This is a genomic window from Asticcacaulis sp. EMRT-3 (assembly GCF_030027245.1).
GTDB lineage: Bacteria > Pseudomonadota > Alphaproteobacteria > Caulobacterales > Caulobacteraceae > Asticcacaulis.
The window spans coordinates 365,850-382,654 of sequence record NZ_JASERT010000001.1; the positions used below are offsets into that span (position 1 = coordinate 365,850).

Annotated in this window: 15 protein-coding genes; 2 read left to right on the forward strand and 13 right to left on the reverse strand. The window is 61.2% G+C overall.

Annotated elements, in window-relative coordinates:
* Positions 1–2: 2 nt before the first annotated feature.
* Positions 3–1,550, reverse strand: coding sequence for a UbiD family decarboxylase (locus QB905_RS01785; protein ID WP_282972858.1), 1,548 nt, complete (start codon positions 1,548–1,550; stop codon positions 3–5).
* A gap of 297 nt (positions 1,551–1,847) precedes the next feature.
* On the opposite strand from QB905_RS01785, the gene QB905_RS01790 reads away from it, so the two are divergent.
* Positions 1,848–2,708 carry an NAD-dependent epimerase/dehydratase family protein gene (locus QB905_RS01790; RefSeq protein WP_282975551.1) on the forward strand — a complete coding sequence of 287 codons (861 nt, stop codon included), beginning with the start codon at positions 1,848–1,850 and terminating at the stop codon, positions 2,706–2,708.
* A 206-nt stretch (positions 2,709–2,914) separates the two neighbouring features.
* Here the strand turns inward: QB905_RS01790 and QB905_RS01795 are convergent, their stop codons facing one another.
* The 7 genes from QB905_RS01795 to QB905_RS01825 form a co-directional block, all read right to left on the reverse strand.
* On the reverse strand, positions 2,915–4,135 hold the full coding sequence (locus QB905_RS01795) for a tetratricopeptide repeat protein (RefSeq protein WP_282972859.1): 1,221 nt from the start codon (positions 4,133–4,135) through the stop codon (positions 2,915–2,917).
* A 53-nt stretch (positions 4,136–4,188) separates the two neighbouring features.
* Positions 4,189–4,878: a class I SAM-dependent methyltransferase gene (locus QB905_RS01800; protein WP_282972860.1), complete on the reverse strand. Its 690-nt coding sequence runs from the start codon at positions 4,876–4,878 to the stop codon at positions 4,189–4,191.
* The gene (locus QB905_RS01805; protein ID WP_282972861.1) at positions 4,879–5,724 is read right to left on the reverse strand and encodes a DUF3298 and DUF4163 domain-containing protein; all 846 of its coding nucleotides are present in this window, start codon (positions 5,722–5,724) and stop codon (positions 4,879–4,881) included.
* Entirely contained in the window at positions 5,717–6,736 is a 1,020-nt protein-coding gene (gene ubiA, locus QB905_RS01810) for a 4-hydroxybenzoate octaprenyltransferase (protein ID WP_282972862.1), read from the reverse strand. The genes QB905_RS01805 and ubiA overlap by 8 nt, the downstream gene beginning before the upstream one ends.
* A gap of 49 nt (positions 6,737–6,785) precedes the next feature.
* Positions 6,786–7,388: a hypothetical protein gene (locus QB905_RS01815; protein ID WP_282972863.1), complete on the reverse strand. Its 603-nt coding sequence runs from the start codon at positions 7,386–7,388 to the stop codon at positions 6,786–6,788.
* 151 nt (positions 7,389–7,539) lie between these two features.
* Positions 7,540–8,313, reverse strand: coding sequence for a polyphosphate kinase 2 family protein (locus QB905_RS01820; RefSeq protein ID WP_282972864.1), 774 nt, complete (start codon positions 8,311–8,313; stop codon positions 7,540–7,542).
* A gap of 65 nt (positions 8,314–8,378) precedes the next feature.
* Positions 8,379–8,972, reverse strand: coding sequence for a PAS domain-containing protein (locus QB905_RS01825; RefSeq protein ID WP_282972865.1), 594 nt, complete (start codon positions 8,970–8,972; stop codon positions 8,379–8,381).
* A 186-nt stretch (positions 8,973–9,158) separates the two neighbouring features.
* Between QB905_RS01825 and QB905_RS01830 the strand changes: the two genes are divergently transcribed.
* On the forward strand, positions 9,159–9,977 hold the full coding sequence (locus tag QB905_RS01830) for a hypothetical protein (RefSeq protein WP_282972866.1): 819 nt from the start codon (positions 9,159–9,161) through the stop codon (positions 9,975–9,977).
* 449 nt (positions 9,978–10,426) lie between these two features.
* Here the strand turns inward: QB905_RS01830 and QB905_RS01835 are convergent, their stop codons facing one another.
* From QB905_RS01835 to QB905_RS01855, 5 genes are all read right to left on the reverse strand, one after another.
* Positions 10,427–11,650, reverse strand: coding sequence for a glycoside hydrolase family 5 protein (locus QB905_RS01835; protein WP_282972867.1), 1,224 nt, complete (start codon positions 11,648–11,650; stop codon positions 10,427–10,429).
* 184 nt (positions 11,651–11,834) lie between these two features.
* A complete protein-coding gene (lpxK, locus tag QB905_RS01840; RefSeq protein WP_282972868.1) occupies positions 11,835–12,842 on the reverse strand; it encodes a tetraacyldisaccharide 4'-kinase in 1,008 nt (335 codons plus the stop codon).
* Positions 12,842–14,140, reverse strand: coding sequence for a 3-deoxy-D-manno-octulosonic acid transferase (locus QB905_RS01845; protein WP_282972869.1), 1,299 nt, complete (start codon positions 14,138–14,140; stop codon positions 12,842–12,844). Before QB905_RS01845 ends, lpxK begins: the two co-directional genes overlap by 1 nt.
* Positions 14,137–14,853 carry a lysophospholipid acyltransferase family protein gene (locus QB905_RS01850; protein WP_282972870.1) on the reverse strand — a complete coding sequence of 239 codons (717 nt, stop codon included), beginning with the start codon at positions 14,851–14,853 and terminating at the stop codon, positions 14,137–14,139. The genes QB905_RS01845 and QB905_RS01850 overlap by 4 nt, the downstream gene beginning before the upstream one ends.
* On the reverse strand, positions 14,850–16,688 hold the full coding sequence (locus QB905_RS01855) for an ABC transporter ATP-binding protein (RefSeq protein WP_282972871.1): 1,839 nt from the start codon (positions 16,686–16,688) through the stop codon (positions 14,850–14,852). Before QB905_RS01855 ends, QB905_RS01850 begins: the two co-directional genes overlap by 4 nt.
* Positions 16,689–16,805: the final 117 nt, after the last annotated feature.

Here is a 16,805-nt window from a genome sequence, read left to right on the forward strand (position 1 = left end):
ATTTAACGTTTCCAGATCGGTTTGCCGGAACCGGGCAGGCCCATTTCAGCCCATTTCTGCGAGACGCGATCAATGATGGATTGATCCATTTCGAGCTTTTCGCCCCATTCGCGGTGCGTTTCCGGCTCCCACTTATTGGTGGCGTCGAGGCCGATCTTGCTCCCTAAGCCCGATTCCGGCGAGGCGAAGTCGAGATAGTCAATCGGCGTGTTTTCGACCACGGTGATGTCGCGCGCCGGGTCCATGCGGGTGGACAGCGCCCACATCACGTCCTTCCAGTCACGCGCATTGATGTCGTCATCAACCACGATAATCCATTTGGTGTACATGAATTGGCGAAGATATGACCACGCCCCCATCATGACGCGCTTGGCATGGCCGGGATAGGCCTTCTTCATGCTGATCACGGCGATGCGGTAGGAACAGCCCTCCGGCGGCAGCCAGAAATCGACGATTTCCGGAAACTGCTGCTGAATCAGCGGGATAAAGACTTCATTTAAAGCTTCGCCCAGCACGGACGGCTCATCGGGCGGGCGGCCGGTAAAGGTGGACAGATAGATGGGTTTTTTCCGCATCGTGATGGCGGAGATTTCAAATATCGGAAATTTTTCGACCGAATTATAATAGCCGGTATGGTCGCCATACGGGCCTTCATCGGCATAGTCGTCGAGCAGGACATGGCCTTCCAGCACGATTTCGGCATGGGCGGGCACCAGCAGCGGCACGGTTTTGGCGGCCACCAGTTCGGCCTTCTGGCCGCGCAAAAGCCCGGCGAACTGGTATTCCGACAGGGTATCGGGCACGGGGGTGACGGCGGCCAGGATCAGGCCGGGATCAGCGCCCAATACGGCGCAGGCGGGCAGGGGCTCGCGTTTGCCGCCTTTGTCTTTGGCGGCCTTCCAGCGGCGGTGGTGCTGGGCACCGCCGCGATGGGCCAGCCAGCGCATGATGGTGCGGTTTTTACCGAGCACCTGCATCCGGTAAATGCCCAGATTATAGTCGTCTTCGCGCGAATCCGACGGGCCTTTGGTGACGATCAGCGGCCAGGTGATCAGCGGAGCGGGCTCGCCGGGCCAGCAGCCCTGAATCGGCAATTTGGTTAAATCAATGTCTTCACCGGTCAGGACAACCTCCTGAACCGGTGCGGTTTTCACCGTTTTGGGCCGCATCGATAAAACGGTCTGCATCAGCGGCAGCATGTCGAAGGCGTCTTTCAGGCCGCGCGGTGGTTCGGGCTGGCGCAGGAAGGCCAGCAGTTCGCCGACCTCGCGCAGTTCCTCGCCCGTGGTGCGTTCCCTGCCTTCCAGTGTGACGCCCATCGCCACGCGCCTGACCGTGCCAAACAGATTGACCAGAACCGGCATGGGCGAGGGCGAGCCATCTTCCAGCGTGACGTTTTCGAACAGAACCGCCGGGCCTTTTTCAGCCAGCAGGCGGGTCTGGATCTCGGTCATTTCGAGATGGGTCGAAACCGGCGTGGTGACGCGCACCAGTTCGCCGGCCGCTTCCAGCTTGGCGATGAAATCCCGCAGGCTTTTATAGGCGCTCATCTTTTTCTCTATTCTTCAGCTCAAACGCCGCATGGCTCCTCGCATAAGCTCGGGCGGCCCGTCGGCCTTGCCCAAAGTGCGAAACCGCCCTTTGGGATGATGTTCTTCAGCTCAAACGTCGCATGTTTACAGGAAGGCGGGTGCCTCGCATAAGCTCGGGCGGCCATTTCTTAAAACAAAGTGGCGGCCTTGCCCAAAGTGCGAAAAATGCACTCCGGGAGGATTTGAGTATAGCTTGCTGACATAGGCCAGAGCGGGCAATATGACCAGATGGAAAAGACGCAAGACTTGGTTCTCGTGATCGGGGCGCGCTCACTGGTGGGGCGCAGGATGCATGACGCCCTGATCAAGGCGGGCTGGCCGCAGGAGGCTATCTGGCGCACGGCGCGCAAACCCATAGCCGGTCAGGGTCTGGTGCTGGATGCCACCCGGCCCGAAGCCTTTCAGCCGGACAATCGCTTCAGCCATGTGATCATTTGTGCGCCGGTCTGGCTGGTCAGCGAGGCCCTGCTTCAGCGCTTGCAGGCGCTGGGGATGCAACGTCTGGTGGCTTTTTCGTCAACCAGCCGCCTGACCAAGGGCGAATCGCTGGAACCGGCTGAGCGCGAAGTGGTTGAAAAACTGGCGGCGGGTGAGGCGCGCGTCGCGCAGTTTTGCGCGCAGAACAGCATCGACTGGACGATCCTGCGGCCCACCCTGATCTATGATGAGGGGCACGACGAAAATGTGACCCGCATCGCCGACCTGATCCGCAAGCTCGGTTTTTTCCCGCTATGCGGCAAGGCGTCGGGCCTGCGCCAGCCCGTCCATGCCCGCGATCTGGCGGCGGCGGCAGCGGCGGCGCTACCGGCTGAGGCCAGTTTCGGCAAGAGCTATAATCTGCCCGGTGGTGAGTCTCTTACCTATCATGATATGGTGGCGCGCGTCTTTGCCGCGCTGGGTCGCAGGCCGCTGATTTTAAGCCTGCCCGAAGTCGTGTGGCGCTGGGGATTTGCCGTGCTGGACGTGTTAACGCCAGGGCGCAAACTGAAGCGCAATCTGCAAATGGTTGTGCGCATGAACCGCGACCTGTGGTTCGACCCTGTGCCGCCCGCCCGCGATTTCGGCTATGCTCCGGGGGATTTCAAACCGGATTTCAAGGCCGATTCCAGGGGTTAGCAAGGGTTTCGCATAGATTTTCAGAAGGTGCTCATCTGCCTGAATGCGGCTTTACGCTACCCAACATGCCCCACCACCACATCTCAGCCGCTTAAGCGGCTTCGTGCGGCCCCCCTCCCCATCATAGATGGGGAGGTATAGGGAAAGCGATTTTCTTCATGACGATACCTGTGTGCATCTGTGGATAAAACCTGCTGAGCAGACTTTCAGTTCAGTTTCCAGCGCATCGAGACGCGCAGCACCTTGCCGGAATAGCGGCTGGCCCAGTCGATCTTATTGCCCGAAGCACCGAGATGGTTGAAAATATTCATCAGGGCCGCGCCGAAGCCATGCCCTTTCGGGTTTTCGCTGATCAGCACGCAATCGTCGAAATCGCCCGTGGCGGTAAAGCGGCATTCGGCGGCAGCATTGCCCTCGATCGCATCATTCTGAGCTTCGGCCGGATAGCTGTTCTGGCTGAGATAATCGAAATAACCGGCCATATCGAGGGTCTGGAAGCGCGGGTCGTCGCTGTCCACGGCATAGAAGATGGTGTCCCGCGCCACATCGCTGACCTTGAGGATATTGTCGGCGAATTGCGCCCGCTTGAACTGCGGGTGGGCGGTCAGCCAGGTTTGGGCCGTGGCGCTGTCATCATCATGGCCGCCACGGATCAGCACATCATACAGCCGCGCCGCTTCGTGCGGATCGGCCGCCGTGCCCTGACCGGCATCGATCTGCTGCGCCATATGCAGCACGGCGTCGCGTTTGCCGAGCACAGCGGCCTTACGGAAATAGGTCAAACCTTGCGCGTAGTTTTGCGGCACATACTGGCCTGAGCTGTAGATTTCGCCGAGCGCTTCGAGCGCATCGCCATTGTCCTTGCTGGCGGCGGCGTCGAGATACTTCAGCCCCTGCACCGGATCGGCGGGCGTGGCCTTGCCCTCGACGAGGGCCAGACCCAGGGCGTAAAGGGCGGTGGGCGCGCCGCTGCCCGCCGCCGTGCGGCAATAGGGCAGGGCCTTGCCCCAGTCCGGCGTAACGGCCGGGTTTTGCGTGAAGGTTTCACACATATGCAGGGTGGCACCCACATCGCCCTGATCGGCGGCCTTTTGATACCAGCCGAGCGCCGCGTTGAAATCGGGATTAACGCCCTTGCCGCTTTCCAGACGTCCGGCATAGTCGGCTTCAGCCTTGGCCAGTCCGCCTTGCGCGGCGCGCAGAGTCCATTGCGCCGCCAGTTTCGGGTTTTTCTTCTGGCCGTATATGCCCTCGACATAGACCTGGGCGAGATCATAGGCGGCTTGCGCATCGCCGCCATTGGCGCGCGTCGTCAGGTCAGCCATCACCTGCTGCGGCGTGGGCGGCGGCACCGGCGGCGGATCGGCCAGCGCCGTCGTCGCCCACAAAACGCCCATCAGACAGGCCACGCTCAGACGTATGTTCATGGGGCTACCTGTCCGACCCGACCGCCGGAAGTGCGATATGATAGTCGATCATGTCAGGCCTTGTGGCCATGCGAAGTCTCCATTTGCCAGACACTGGCGGCCTTTTCGTCGCCGTCTTCGATGTCGGCATGAGTCAATATGGTGTAGGCCGCCACCTTTTTCAGGCCCGCATCCACAGATGCATACGGAAAATAGGTGCGATGCGGATCACCGATATAGACGGCGATAGTGTGGCGGGCGGCGCGGCGAAAATATGACAGCATGGCCTCGCTCATCGCTTTTTCATAGCAGATGTCGCCAGCCAGGATCAAATCTATGTCTGCCGGGGGATCGTCGTGCAGCAGGTCGCCGCCCAGAAAGACCGGGGCGACGCCGTTCAGTTGGCCATTCAGCGCCACGGCGACCTCGGCATAGGGGTCGATGTCGTTGCACAGGGCGCTGGCCGCGCCCGCCTTCAGCGCCGCTATGCCGACCAGACCGGAGCCGCAGGCCATATCAAGCACCCGCTTGCCACGCACCAGGGCGGGATTTTCGAGGATATAGCGGGCCAGGGCCTGACCGCCCGACCAGGCAAAGGCCCAGAAGGGCGGCGCAAGCCGGGCCTGATCGAGCGCCTGTTCGGTCATCAGCCACAAAGGCGTCACCTCATCGGCCTGATAGAGCGACACCCCCGGCACCGACGCCACCGGCAAGGAACGTGTATGATCGCGGATAAAGGCCATCCGCGCCGCCAAATCGGGCATTTATTGCGCCTTGTCCTTGTCGGAATCGGGATCGGGCAGGGCGGCTTCCTTGATCGCTTCGCCGTCGAACTGGTCGGCCCATTGCGGAGCGATCACGCTTTTAAGCTGGCTTTGCGGCACCCGGATTTCATAGGGGCCTTCGGCATAGGGGCCGATTTCATAGGGGGCGAACAGGGCGTCGATCGCGCCGATCTTGCCGTCGATGGTGGAGGGAATCAGAATCAGGCGACTGTCGGCCAGATGCGGGCAGGCAAAGCCCGATTGCGCCTGATTGACCGGTTCACCGGTACGGCGCGCCCGCTCGGCTTCGATCTGGTGGCAGAGGTAAGAATCGACCGCCGACATATCGGCGTGGGGCGCAAACAGGCTGCTGACCGGCACGAGGTCATTCTTCGTCTTGTCCCATAACAGGGTATGGAAGGTCGAATTGGGATGGGCCCCGCCCTGATAATCGTCTTCCTCGGCATAGAGCGACACAAAACGGCTGCTCTGGGCGGCGATCTTCCAGTTGATGGCGTGGTAATAGGCGGGCATGGCGATGCCATCGGCGCTCGATTCGGCGCGGTCCTTATGGGCCTGATCGAGAAAAGCCGTCAGCGCCGCCTGACCTTCCTTATACAGCCGGGTATGCAGCTTCGGATAGAGCTTGATCGGGTCGGGCAGGGTGAGGCTGACCTGGGCGTCGTCGGTGGTCTTGGCAAAACCGAGCGGCGCTACCGTGGCGGGCGGTGTGGTCGGCGCCTTCTCAGCGGTGGGCTTCTGATGACAGGCGCTTAAAGCGCACACGGCCAGCAGAGACAGAGCCAGGGCGGCGGGCAGGTAGGCATTTCGCTTCGGACTATACATGAAACCTGCCGCTGACATGCACGAGAACCAGCCCCAGAAACCAGAGCAGGCCCACCGTGCGGTTGGATTTGAAAAGGATGAGGGCACGTTCGCCCGAATCGGGCTGCAAGCGCGTCACCTGCCAGAAAAAATGCCCGCCGACGGCCAGAATTCCAGCGAAAAACAGGAAGGGCAGGTGGGCCAGCGTACCGGCAAGGCCGGTCAGCACCACGGCCAGACCATAGAAGATAGCGACGCCATCAACCGTGTGGCGGCCCAGTGCGCGTGCGCTCGATTTGACGCCGATTAAGATGTCGTCCTCAATGTCCTGAAGCGCATAGATGGTGTCGTAGCCGAGCGTCCAGAACACCAGACCGGCATAGAAGACGAGGGCGGGCACATCGAGGCGGCCCGTCATGGTGGCGTAGCCCATCAGCAGGCCCCAGTTGAAGGTCAGGCCCAGCCAGGCCTGCGGCCACCAGGTGATGCGCTTCATGAACGGATAGGCCGCCACCAGACCGAGCGACGCGACGCCCAAGATGATAGCCAATGTGCCGAGCTGCACCAGTATGGCCAGCGAGATCAGCGAGCAGGCGGCCACGAATAAAAGCGCCTGCTTCGGGCTGATCTGACCGGACGGGATCGGGCGGCCGCGTGTGCGTTCGACCTGGGCGTCGAAATCGCGGTCGATGAAGTCATTATAGGCGCAGCCCGCCGCGCGCATCAGGGCGGCACCGATAAAGAACAGCAGCAGCTTGCCATAGGGGAAGATCGACAGGGCCGCCCGTCCGTTCCATTGCGGATGGGTGATGTCGGGATGCAGGGCGTCGATGGCGAAGATCGGGTGGGCCATGCCGAGCGCCAGCCCCATAGCGCCGGGCAGAAACAGCAGCCAGATGCCGATCGGCCGGTCAAAACGGCCAAGCCGTAACCAGGGCCGTAAGGCTGCGGGCGCGTACCGATCCACCCAGTTCAGGCGGGGCGCGTCAGGCAGGGGGGCGGGCGGGGACTGATCTGGGAGAGAGGCCGTCATGCCGCTTTGATGAACTGCCGCAGCAAAAATGTCGAGCGTTTTTGCGCGTTCAGCCGCGACGGCGAACCAAACCCGAACGGTCTTTGCGCACCTCGCGCGCCGGAATGACACGGGCGAACGGGCGCAGGCCGAACAGGGTCATTTCCATGCCGGTTTCGAGAATGTCGCCGCGTTTGGGCGCTTTCAGGAACAGGTCTTCCATCGGGGTGATGACGAACAGGCCACCGGGCACATAGACGAGCACCAGACCTTCGTTTTTCGGCATGACCTCCGACCACAATTTAAGCTGGTCATAATAATGCTGGGTACGCCAGGCATCGGGGCGGTCGGGATCGACATCGACGGCAAGCGTAGTGCCATTGGGCTCAAGGCGCAGCACAAAACCGCAGACATCGGGCCGCCACAGGGCGTTCATATCATCGTGGCGTATCCACAGGCATTTGAAATCCTGACAGGTTTGCGGATGCAGGCCCCACACGCCGCAGCCGCCTTCTGGCCGGACATGGTGGCAGACATGGCCCATCTTCTTTTCAAGTTCGGGAATGTCATAGACCTTGCAGCACAGGCTACAGTCACCGCAGACCTTCAGATCGGCGCGCTTCGGAGGCGCGGAATCGGTAACGGGCGCTTTGCGCGTCGCGTGCGGGAGCATGGCGGGCTGAACCTTCTGTCCGTAAGCGGGCCGTCCGCCCGCCGTGGTTCGAATCGTGGCAGAATAGAGTCAATAAATCCTTACCGGAGGCGGGTTATCCTCAGGTTCGGCACCTCATTTTCGCAGACAGACGGTTTTTTGAAAGACCGCCTCAGGGCTGCAAAGCGCGGCGGCCTTCGATGATTTCATCGTAGTCGAAAAGGATGTCAGGATCGGGTGCGGCCACCTCATCGCAACCATGCGGACAATCGATGACCTTCAGCACATGACGCAGGATATTTTCGCGCGCCTTTTTCTTGGAGTCGGTGGCGACGCAGATCCAGCGGCCATTGTCGTGGTGGGAGCGCTTCAGCATTTCATCACGCGCCGCCGAATAATCGTCCCAGCGCTCCTGCGCCACCTTGTCGAGATCGGACACTTTCAGACGCTTGCGCGGATCGCTGCGCCGGGCATCGAGGCGCTCTTTTTGTTCTTCCCGCGATATATCGAGCCAGAACTTGATCAGGTTAATGCCGCTGCGCACGATCATGCTCTCGAAATCGGGCACGTCGCGGATGAAAATTTCCTGCTTTTCAGGACTTGAAAAGCCCATCACCTTCTCAACCCCGGCGCGATTATACCAGGAGCGGTTATAGATGGTCCATTCGCCGGTGGTGGGCAGGCGGTTGACATAGCGCTGGAACCACCACTGGCCCTCTTCGGCGTCGGTCGGTTTGGGCAGGGCTACCACATGGGTGTTGCGCACCGACAGACATTCGGTCAGCCGCTTGATCGAGCCGTCCTTGCCCGCCGCATCGCGCCCTTCCATGACGATGCACACCTTGCGGCCGTGGGCCAGAGTCCAGATCTGGGTATCGACCAGCGCGATTTGCAGTTTTTCGATACGGGCCTGACTCTTGAGGGGCTTGGGAGTTTTTTTCGACATGGGCCGCTCTCTTTCGTTGATGCACATACGGCAAGCTCGCGCCGAACGCATAAGAAAGCAAGAGGTTATGCGATGCGTTTGCCCTCTATCACCACCAGTTGCAGATGGGCGGCGCGCACCTGGCGCTCGGGCTCATAAAGGCGCGACGCCACCAGCGTATAGCGGCCAAGCCGGCCATTCGGATTGCGCGGCATGGGCGACAGGGTCTGGTAGATGCCGACCAGCCGATCCACCTTACCCGCCGCATTACGCATCGGGCACAGGCAGATTTCAAACGACACCGTTTCATTTTGAAACAAAGACAGGTCGGCCTGAGGCGTGGCTGAGGGGGCCGTTCGCCACGGTGCCGACAGGGTGAGCAGCAGGGGCTGCTCGCGGCGGCGGCTCAAGGCCAGGGCGGCGGCCACCGTATCGGCGAAGGGGGACAGAAAGCGGTCGAGAAACGGCGTATCCTTCAGCTCATGGCCATGCAGGGCCACGAGAAAGCCGCCCGACAGGCGAAAACCGTGGCGTGCATCAGCGGTGGAGATCATCATCATCTGCGGGATCAGGTGCTTCAGGCGCGACGGATCGAAGCGCTCGCGCAGCGGCGCTTGTCCGGGTTCGGGCTGTAGGCCGCGCCAGTAGCTTAAGAAGGCAACTGTGCTGGAATGGGGCAAGGCGATCTCCTTTCCAGTCAGGAAAGGCAAGAAGCTTGCCGGTATAGGTCGGTTTTTGGCCACTTTTGCCCCGGACAGCGCAGATTTTCTGAATAATTTAAGAAAACGGCAAGTTTGCGCCGGTATGGTTCTTGCTTATCTGGCTGCGAAAGCCACCGTGGCACAATGCCAAAGAGGAAGATTTCGATGCGCGCACTCCTGATCAAGCTTGTCAGCGTCATGATGGGCATAGGTTTGCTGGCCGTTGCCGGTCAGGCTATGGCCTGCAACACCGGCTGCGCCCCGCCGCCGCCGCCCACCCCGCCCCATAATCCGCGTCCGCCGTGCAATGCATGTGGCGGTCACGGCGGCCACGGTGGTGGCGGCAATGTCAATGTCAATGTCAATGTCAACGCTTCGGCCTCAGCCACCGCCTCGGCCGGCTCATCGGCGGGCGGCACCTATTATGGCGGCGGTTACGGCAACTGGTCGCAGACGCCCGGTTATCCTCAGGAGGCCGGTAATCTGAACGTAGTGGGCGGCGATTGCTGCTCCGGTCGTTCGGAATCGTACAGCGAACAGCAGACCATGACCAAGCGCGTCATCATTCAGGCCACCTGCATCGATGATACCGGCGTGCCGCATCCGGCCTCGCAACTGAGCGCCGACCGTGAAGTGGCTTCCGGTTATCGCGGTGAACTCTATCGCTGCATCGCGGGCACCCATATGCAATGGACGGCCGCCGATTATGACGGCAGCCATATCAACTTCAATGGCGGCCAGACCAACATCTGCAAGAAGGATGAGGCCCTGTGGGACGATAATGGCACCTTGAGCTGCCGGGCGCAGATTCCTGAGCGTCAGTGCAATGAACGTTCGCTGCTGCGCCGCTTCGGCGCGGGCATCAAGATCCTGACCATGACCCGTACGGAAACCATCACCAAACAACGCAAGGTCGCCTGTTCGGCCTGCCAGAGCAAGGCGGTCATGACCTTTGACGGCGGCGTCGGCGGCTTCGTTCAGTAGATTTTATCTATGTCTCAACTCAAAAACCCCGGCTGGTGACAGCCGGGGTTTTTGATGGACTCAGCTTGAAGATTTAGAGCGGGTTTCGATCTGATAGAAGTAGATCGGCACTCTACGCTTTTGTTTTATCGCTCTTCCTTATCCAAAAAGTGGATCCACTTTTTGGGGAAACGCTCTAATGAGTCGATGACCTAAAGCAACGAGCGTTTAATTTGACTTACAAATTGAATGCGAGATGCGGAAAAATGTAAAATGTAGAGCGGGTTGCATGCCTTTGACCGATTCAATCAGAATGCAGACCGCTCTAAAGCATCTGCGGCGCTCGCCGCCTGCTATTCGCCGTAAATCTGACGATTTACGCGCCGGTATAAATAGCTGAAACAAAAAAGGACGCCGTTGCCGACGTCCTTTTCCGTTTACCCCCCAATCGAGCTACTGCGCCGCCATTCTTATTGAGCAGCCGGGCTGTCGGGCAGCAGGGCCTTCAGGATCGGCTTGACCCATTGATCCTTTGATGTGTCATAGACACCGAAGCCGCCGTCATCTTCATAGAGCCAGTAGGCCCGGGCGAAGCCGCGTTGATCGGCAGCGGCGGAAACGGCGCGCGTCCAGGCGGCGCGGTCAGCCATATTGTGGTTGAACTTGCCGTAAGAACCATATTCACCGAGGAAGATCGGATGATTATTGGCGGTGCTCCACGCCTTGACCGCATCGAAGGTGGTGTTGAGGGCGCTCATTTGCTCCGGCGTGCCCGTCCAGCGGACATTGCGCAGGCCTTCGTCTTCCTTGACCCAGCTTGCGCCCTGATGGGTGAATTCCATCGGCGTATAATAGTGGAAGGTGACGATGGTATGGGCGTCGGCGGGCAGTTTCAGATTGACGAGCTGATCGGCGCTGTTCCACATCACCGGGCCGATGATGATGTTGCGCGTCGGGTCGAACTGACGCACCGAGGCGACCAGATCGGGTAGCCAGGCGTTCCAGATCTTGGCGTCAATCTGGCCGTTCGGCTCATTGAGCAGTTCGAACATCACAGAATTCGGCGCGGTCTGGTAACGCAGGGCCAGATCGTACCAGACATTCGATAAAAGAATGCCGCAGCCATCGGCGTCCTTGGCGCATTCGTTATAATTGTGCTCGTCGATAATGATATTGAGGTGGTTGGCGATGGCCAGATCGATAATGTGATCGATACGTTTCAGATAGGCCGGATCGAGATTGCCCTGGGTATCAATGATATGGGTGAAAGGCATGATCGGCACGCGGATGGTTTTGAAGCCCGCCTCGGCCACGTTTTTAATGTCCGAATCCTTGAAGGTGGTCGGCTTGCCGTCCCAATAGGGATCCCAGCCCGGAATGATATTGATGCCAGCACCCATCAGCTTGACCTGATCTTCCGGCGAGATGGCCACGAATTTTTCGCCCGGATTGGCATAGACGGTCGGCGCGGCCGGGCTACTGTCGTTGGTGAACGAATTGTAACTCTTGATCTGATTCTGAACCAGGTCGGTTTCACGCCCGGCCGTCACATGTTCAGTATCTGCGGTAGCGCCGTTTGTGGCATAACCACCTTGCGCCAGGGCGGGCGCAGCGGCGGCCAGCATCAGGCTGGCAAGACCGATGGAGACAAGCCGGGCAGGCATAAGGGCGTGCAAGGGCCGATGGGGCTTCATGTAACGTTCACTCCTTTTTTCCGGGCGGAAAGACGCGGCCCCTCGACCGCTCCCGGTATTTTTGTAAATGACGGCAAAGCGATGCTGAAAGGCGGGAGATATATCCCGTCATCATGCGTGTTTTTCCTCGACCGTCTTTTCTTATTTTAATTTGGTTAGAGCCTAGCGCCGCTTTTCACCATAATCAAGCCTCAGGTGCCGGCTTATCGCCAAGAGCGTTCTGTAAGGCTTCAGGTGTGTCAAATCGGGCGCGGATCGGCAGGCACTGGATGCGCTCTCGCCAGCCAGGCGATAAGCGAACCCAGTCTTTTTCAGTGGTTATCAGCATAGCCAGTTGTTTTTCGGCACGCGCATAAAGCGCTTCCAATTGTGCATCGGAGAGTGGCGCATGGTCGGGGAAGCTGGCAAATTCAACCACTTCATAACCGAGGCGGCGCAAGGTAGCTTCGAACTTCCACGGCTTGGCGATGGCGGCGAAACCCAGCACATGCGGCCTGTTCGTCACCGGTTCGGCCACCAGTCGGGCGATAAAAACCGGCTTTTCGGCCAGCTTTGCCAGCAGGTCTGGATCGGGTGTGGCGTCCTCGCTGGGCAGCCAGATGATACTGAGATTGGCGCGTGCGAAGCCCACGGCGAAGGGTTCGCGCATCGGCCCATAGGGGCAGACGCCCTCATCGCCGAACGGCCATGCGTCGTTTTTTGTGTCGCCGTCCACCACCAGTATGTGGATGTCCTTGACGATGGTGGGATTCTGGTGGGCGTCATCCAGCACGACGGTGTCGGTGGCGGTCGCCTCGATGGCGCGCAGGCCCGTGGCGCGGTCGCGCGATACAAAGATGTCGTGGTGGCGGGCCAGCATCAGGGCCTCGTCACCGACATCGGCGGCGCTGTGGCGGGCCGGATCGACCAGCAAGGGGCCACTTAAGCGCCCGCCGTGGCCGCGCGACAGGCCGACGGCACGATCCCCCAGAAAACGCAAAAGCTCAGCCGTAACGGGAGTCTTGCCCGAACCGCCGAGCGTCAGATTGCCGACGCTGATAACCCGCAGCGCCGCGCGATAAGGTTTGGCCGTGGCGCGTTTCAGCGCATTGACCGCCCGCCAGATGAGCGACAGGGGCCACAGAAGGGGCCGCCACCACGGCGCGCCTTGCGCATCCTTGCGATACCACCAGGCGGGGGTGCGCATCGCCATCAGCCCGCCTTTGCCGATAGCTGAGAGGTGGGCAGCAGAGGTTCGAGCGCCGTCATCACCACCTCCAGCGCCCCGCCTTCGCGCTGGCTGAAAGCCAGGGCGCGGGCATCCATCGCGCGCACGATGTCGGGGTGCTGACGCCAGTGGCGCAGCAGCGAAGCCAGTTCGCCTGCGGTGCCGACGCGCCGGGCCGCATCTTCGCGGATGAGGTCTTCGTAAATGCCGCGCCAGTTGGCGGTGTCGGGGCCGGTGATGACGCTGCGGTCAAGGCGGGCCGCTTCGAGCGGATTGTGACCGCCAATGCCTTCCGCGAAACTGCCGCCCATGATGGTGATGTCGGCCACGCCGAACAAAAGTCCCAGTTCGCCCAGCGTATCGGCCAGATAGACCTGGGTGCGGTCGCTGATCCGTTCGCCCTTCGAGCGCTGCGCCACCTTCAGCCCCATCGCCTCGATGGTGCGCCGGATGTCGGCGGCCCGCATCGGGTGGCGCGGCGCCAGAATGAGCAGATCACCACCCAGCAGGCCCGCATCCAGCGCTTCGGCGATCAGCACCTCTTCGCCGGTATGGGTGCTGGCGGCCAGATAGACGAAGCGGCGACCGATCATGATGCGCAGGGTCTTGCGCGCGGCGGCATCGACCGGCAGAGGCGCGCCCAGCGTCTTCAGATTGGCGCGCGGGCCCAGCCTGGCCGCCACATCACCGCCCATAGCCCGCAGCCGCGTTTCGCTGGCCGCGTCCTGAGCGATGATCACGGCATAGTTGGTCAGCAGGACACGCATCGAAGCGCGGAAGCGTCGCCAGCCGCGAAAAGTCTTTTCGGTAATGCGGGCGCTGATCAGGGCGTGCGGTGTGCGCCGCCGCGTCAGTTCGCCCAGCATCACCGGCCAGATGTCGCTTTCGATAAAGACGGCCAGACCGGGCCGCCAGCGATCAAGAAAGGCGGTGACGGCCTGCGGCGTATCGACGGGGGCAAACTGGTGGATCACCCCTTCGGGCAGGCGCTGCGCCAGAATTTCCGCCGAGGTGGTGGTGGCGGTGGTGATCAGCACGGTCAGATCGGGCCGATCATGGCGCAAACGCTCGATGACCGGCAGGGCCGACAGGCTTTCGCCGACACTGACGCCGTGAAACCAGACGAGCGGGCCTTGCGGTCGCAGGACGGGGCTTTCCCCAAGCCGCTCGCGCCAGCGCGTCGCGTCCTCCTTGCCTTCCTTGATTCGTCGGCGCAGCACGCCGGGCGCGAAACCATTGAAGCCGCGCATGAATTGCCGATAGAGTGTGAGGGCCAATGTCATGACAGGGCGGGATCCGGTGTCAGCCCCACCAGCACATCGGCCCGGTCGGTGACGGCGCTCAACACCGTCTCGGCCTCGCCGCGCAGGCGCTCGAATTCGGCCTCATCGGCATCGGCGGGCACGACCGGCAGCACCTGCCAGACCATCGCGCCCTTACCGAAGGGCAGGGGCAGGCGCATATGATCCCACGAATTGAAGCGCAGATAATGGTTGGTTGACTGGCCAAGGCAGACCAGCTTCGCCTTGCACATCTGCGATAATTTCAGCGAACCGTCGGCCATGTGGCGGCGCGGCCCGCGCGGCCCGTCGGGCGTGGTGGCGGCGCAATTGCCCTGGCGAATCCAGCGCAGCAGATCGCGGAAGGCCTGAGCGCCCCCCTTGTTTTTTGAAGGATCGGATTTCTTGGCCGAGGAACCGCGGATCGTATGGTGGGCGAAATGCTTGTTGATTTCAGCGATCACGTCGCCAAACTTCGACAGTGAGGTCAGCACGGCCACCGGCTGGGCGCGCCCGATCGGCCAACTGGCATGGCCGAGATGCAGGCGTTCGTGCCAGAACATCAGCACCACCGGCCCGCCTTCGGCCCAGACGGCCTCAACCTCGGCCTGACCCTCGGTGCGCCAGCGCGTTGTGGCGTAACAGAATTTCAAATAACCCGACACCAGGGCGGCGATGAGGACACGGGAAAAATGGGTATCGAGGGCGGTCTTCATACGGTCTTGTCCTGAATGGGCAGATCGAACTGGCTGGCCGCCAGACGTGCATAGAGGCCGCCTGCGGCCAGTAACTGGTCATGCGTGCCGCGCTCGACGATTTCACCGGCGCTCAAGACCAGAATCTGGTCGGCATGGCGAACCGTCGACAACCGGTGCGCCACCACGAAGGTGGTGCGGCCGTGCATCAGCCGCTCCAGCGCTGACTGCACCTTGATTTCCGATTCGGTATCGAGCGCCGAGGTGGCTTCATCGAGCAGCAGCAGCGGCGCGTTTTTGAGAAAGGCGCGGGCGATGGCGATGCGCTGTTTCTGACCGCCTGACAGGCGCGAACCAGCCTCACCGGCGCGGGTGTCATAGCCTTGCGGCAATTCCATGATGAAATCGTGGGCGGCAGCATCCTTCGCGGCCTGTTCGATCTCGTCTTGGCTGGGGTTGCCATTGCCATAGGCGATATTGGCGCGGATCGTGTCGTCGAACAGGAAAGGATCCTGCGTCACCAGGGCGATGCGAGAACGCAAAGCGCTCAGTGCAATCTGGCGGTGATCAAGATCGCCAAAGCGTATTGCGCCTGAGGTCAGGTCGAAGAAACGCGGGATCAGATTGAGCAGGGTCGATTTGCCCGACCCCGAAGGGCCGACCAGCGCTACGGTTTCACCCGGTTTGGCCGACAGGCTGACATTTTTCAAAACCGCCGCATCGCCATAGGCAAAGCTGACATCTTCAAAGCTGACCGTCTTGAAATCGCGCGGCAGATCAAGCGCACCTTCCGCATCGGTGATTTCCGGCTGGACATCGAGCGCCGCAAACAGACGCCGCGCCGCCACCATGCCTTGGCTAAACGTGCCTTGCAGACCGGAAAGCTGGCGCAGGCCCTGACTGGCCGTGCCGAGCGCCATGATAAAGGCGAACAGGCTGCCCGCCGTCATGGCGCCGCTTTCAGCGCGCCAGCCGGCATAGGCCAGCAGACCGGCCATCAGAAAGGCGGTCAAAACCTCCGTGGCGGGCGCGGCCATCGAACGGGCATTGGCGCCCCTGATCATATGATGCAGGCGGCGCGCGATCACCTCACCGACGCGGGCCTCCTCGAAAGCCTCCTGATGGCTGATCTTGATGATCTTGACGCCGTCCAGGCTTTCCATCACCGCCGTTGACAGGCTGGAGGTTTCGGCCATCGCCCCCTTGGCGGCTTTGGCGGTCAGGCGCAGATAGCGGCCCATGACCACGGCGATCAGCGGCCCGGCCAAAAGCACGATCAGGCTCATCGTCCAGTCATAGACAAACATGGTGATAAGCCCGCCAATGACGATCAGGGCGCTTTGCACATATTGCACAACGCCGGTCGAGGCCGCGTCGCGCACCAGATCGGCATCATACAGTACCGACGACAGATATTGCCCCGAATGGGCCGTTTGCAGGCGGCCAAGATCGGCGTGGACAAGACGCGAAAACAACTGCTGCTGGATCGTGGCCACCAACTGGTTGCCGAGTTGATTGAGCGATACGGTCAGGACGCGCTGACCGATGAAGCGAATCGCCGCCGCCACGATGATCACCAGCGGCACGATCAGCATCGGATGGGCGCGCATCCAGTCGCGCGCCGCTGCCGAAAACAGGCGCAGAGCCGTGTCGGCGGCGGCGGTATGAAACAGAAGGTCGATCGACGGCCCCAGCCACCAGGCCAGCAGCGAGGTGGTGATGGCCACCACCACCGCGCCGGTAAGCGCCAAGCCCAGCAGGCCTTTGTGCGGCGACAGATAGTTGCGCCAGACGCGCGCGATCAGGACGCTGCGCGGCATATCGGGGGGCTGGGTTTCGGTTACGGGCAGGGGCATATCGTCCGGGGATGGGATGCTTTAGTCTCTGGCAAAAGTTGTGGCAGCCGTTATATAGGCATTTCGTTTCGCCTGTCGCGCCTTTATGCGTTTACAGCGCCTGTTTTGCCCGCCCCA

What these genes read in the sequence shown, in the direction of transcription:
- QB905_RS01855 (WP_282972871.1), bottom strand. Translation starts at nt 16,688, where the DNA reads ATGCCCCTGCCCGTAACCGAAACCCAGCCCCCCGATATGCCGCGCAGC.
- QB905_RS01800 (WP_282972860.1), bottom strand. Translation starts at nt 4,878, where the DNA reads ATGCCCGATTTGGCGGCGCGGATGGCCTTTATCCGCGATCATACACGT.
- lpxK (WP_282972868.1), bottom strand. Translation starts at nt 12,842, where the DNA reads ATGGCGATGCGCACCCCCGCCTGGTGGTATCGCAAGGATGCGCAAGGC.
- QB905_RS01815 (WP_282972863.1), bottom strand. Translation starts at nt 7,388, where the DNA reads ATGCTCCCGCACGCGACGCGCAAAGCGCCCGTTACCGATTCCGCGCCT.
- ubiA (WP_282972862.1), bottom strand. Translation starts at nt 6,736, where the DNA reads ATGACGGCCTCTCTCCCAGATCAGTCCCCGCCCGCCCCCCTGCCTGAC.
- QB905_RS01850 (WP_282972870.1), bottom strand. Translation starts at nt 14,853, where the DNA reads ATGAAGACCGCCCTCGATACCCATTTTTCCCGTGTCCTCATCGCCGCC.
- QB905_RS01785 (WP_282972858.1), bottom strand. Translation starts at nt 1,550, where the DNA reads ATGAGCGCCTATAAAAGCCTGCGGGATTTCATCGCCAAGCTGGAAGCG.
- QB905_RS01820 (WP_282972864.1), bottom strand. Translation starts at nt 8,313, where the DNA reads ATGTCGAAAAAAACTCCCAAGCCCCTCAAGAGTCAGGCCCGTATCGAA.
- QB905_RS01845 (WP_282972869.1), bottom strand. Translation starts at nt 14,140, where the DNA reads ATGACATTGGCCCTCACACTCTATCGGCAATTCATGCGCGGCTTCAAT.
- QB905_RS01795 (WP_282972859.1), bottom strand. Translation starts at nt 4,135, where the DNA reads ATGAACATACGTCTGAGCGTGGCCTGTCTGATGGGCGTTTTGTGGGCG.
- QB905_RS01835 (WP_282972867.1), bottom strand. Translation starts at nt 11,650, where the DNA reads ATGAAGCCCCATCGGCCCTTGCACGCCCTTATGCCTGCCCGGCTTGTC.
- QB905_RS01830 (WP_282972866.1), top strand. Translation starts at nt 9,159, where the DNA reads ATGCGCGCACTCCTGATCAAGCTTGTCAGCGTCATGATGGGCATAGGT.
- QB905_RS01805 (WP_282972861.1), bottom strand. Translation starts at nt 5,724, where the DNA reads ATGTATAGTCCGAAGCGAAATGCCTACCTGCCCGCCGCCCTGGCTCTG.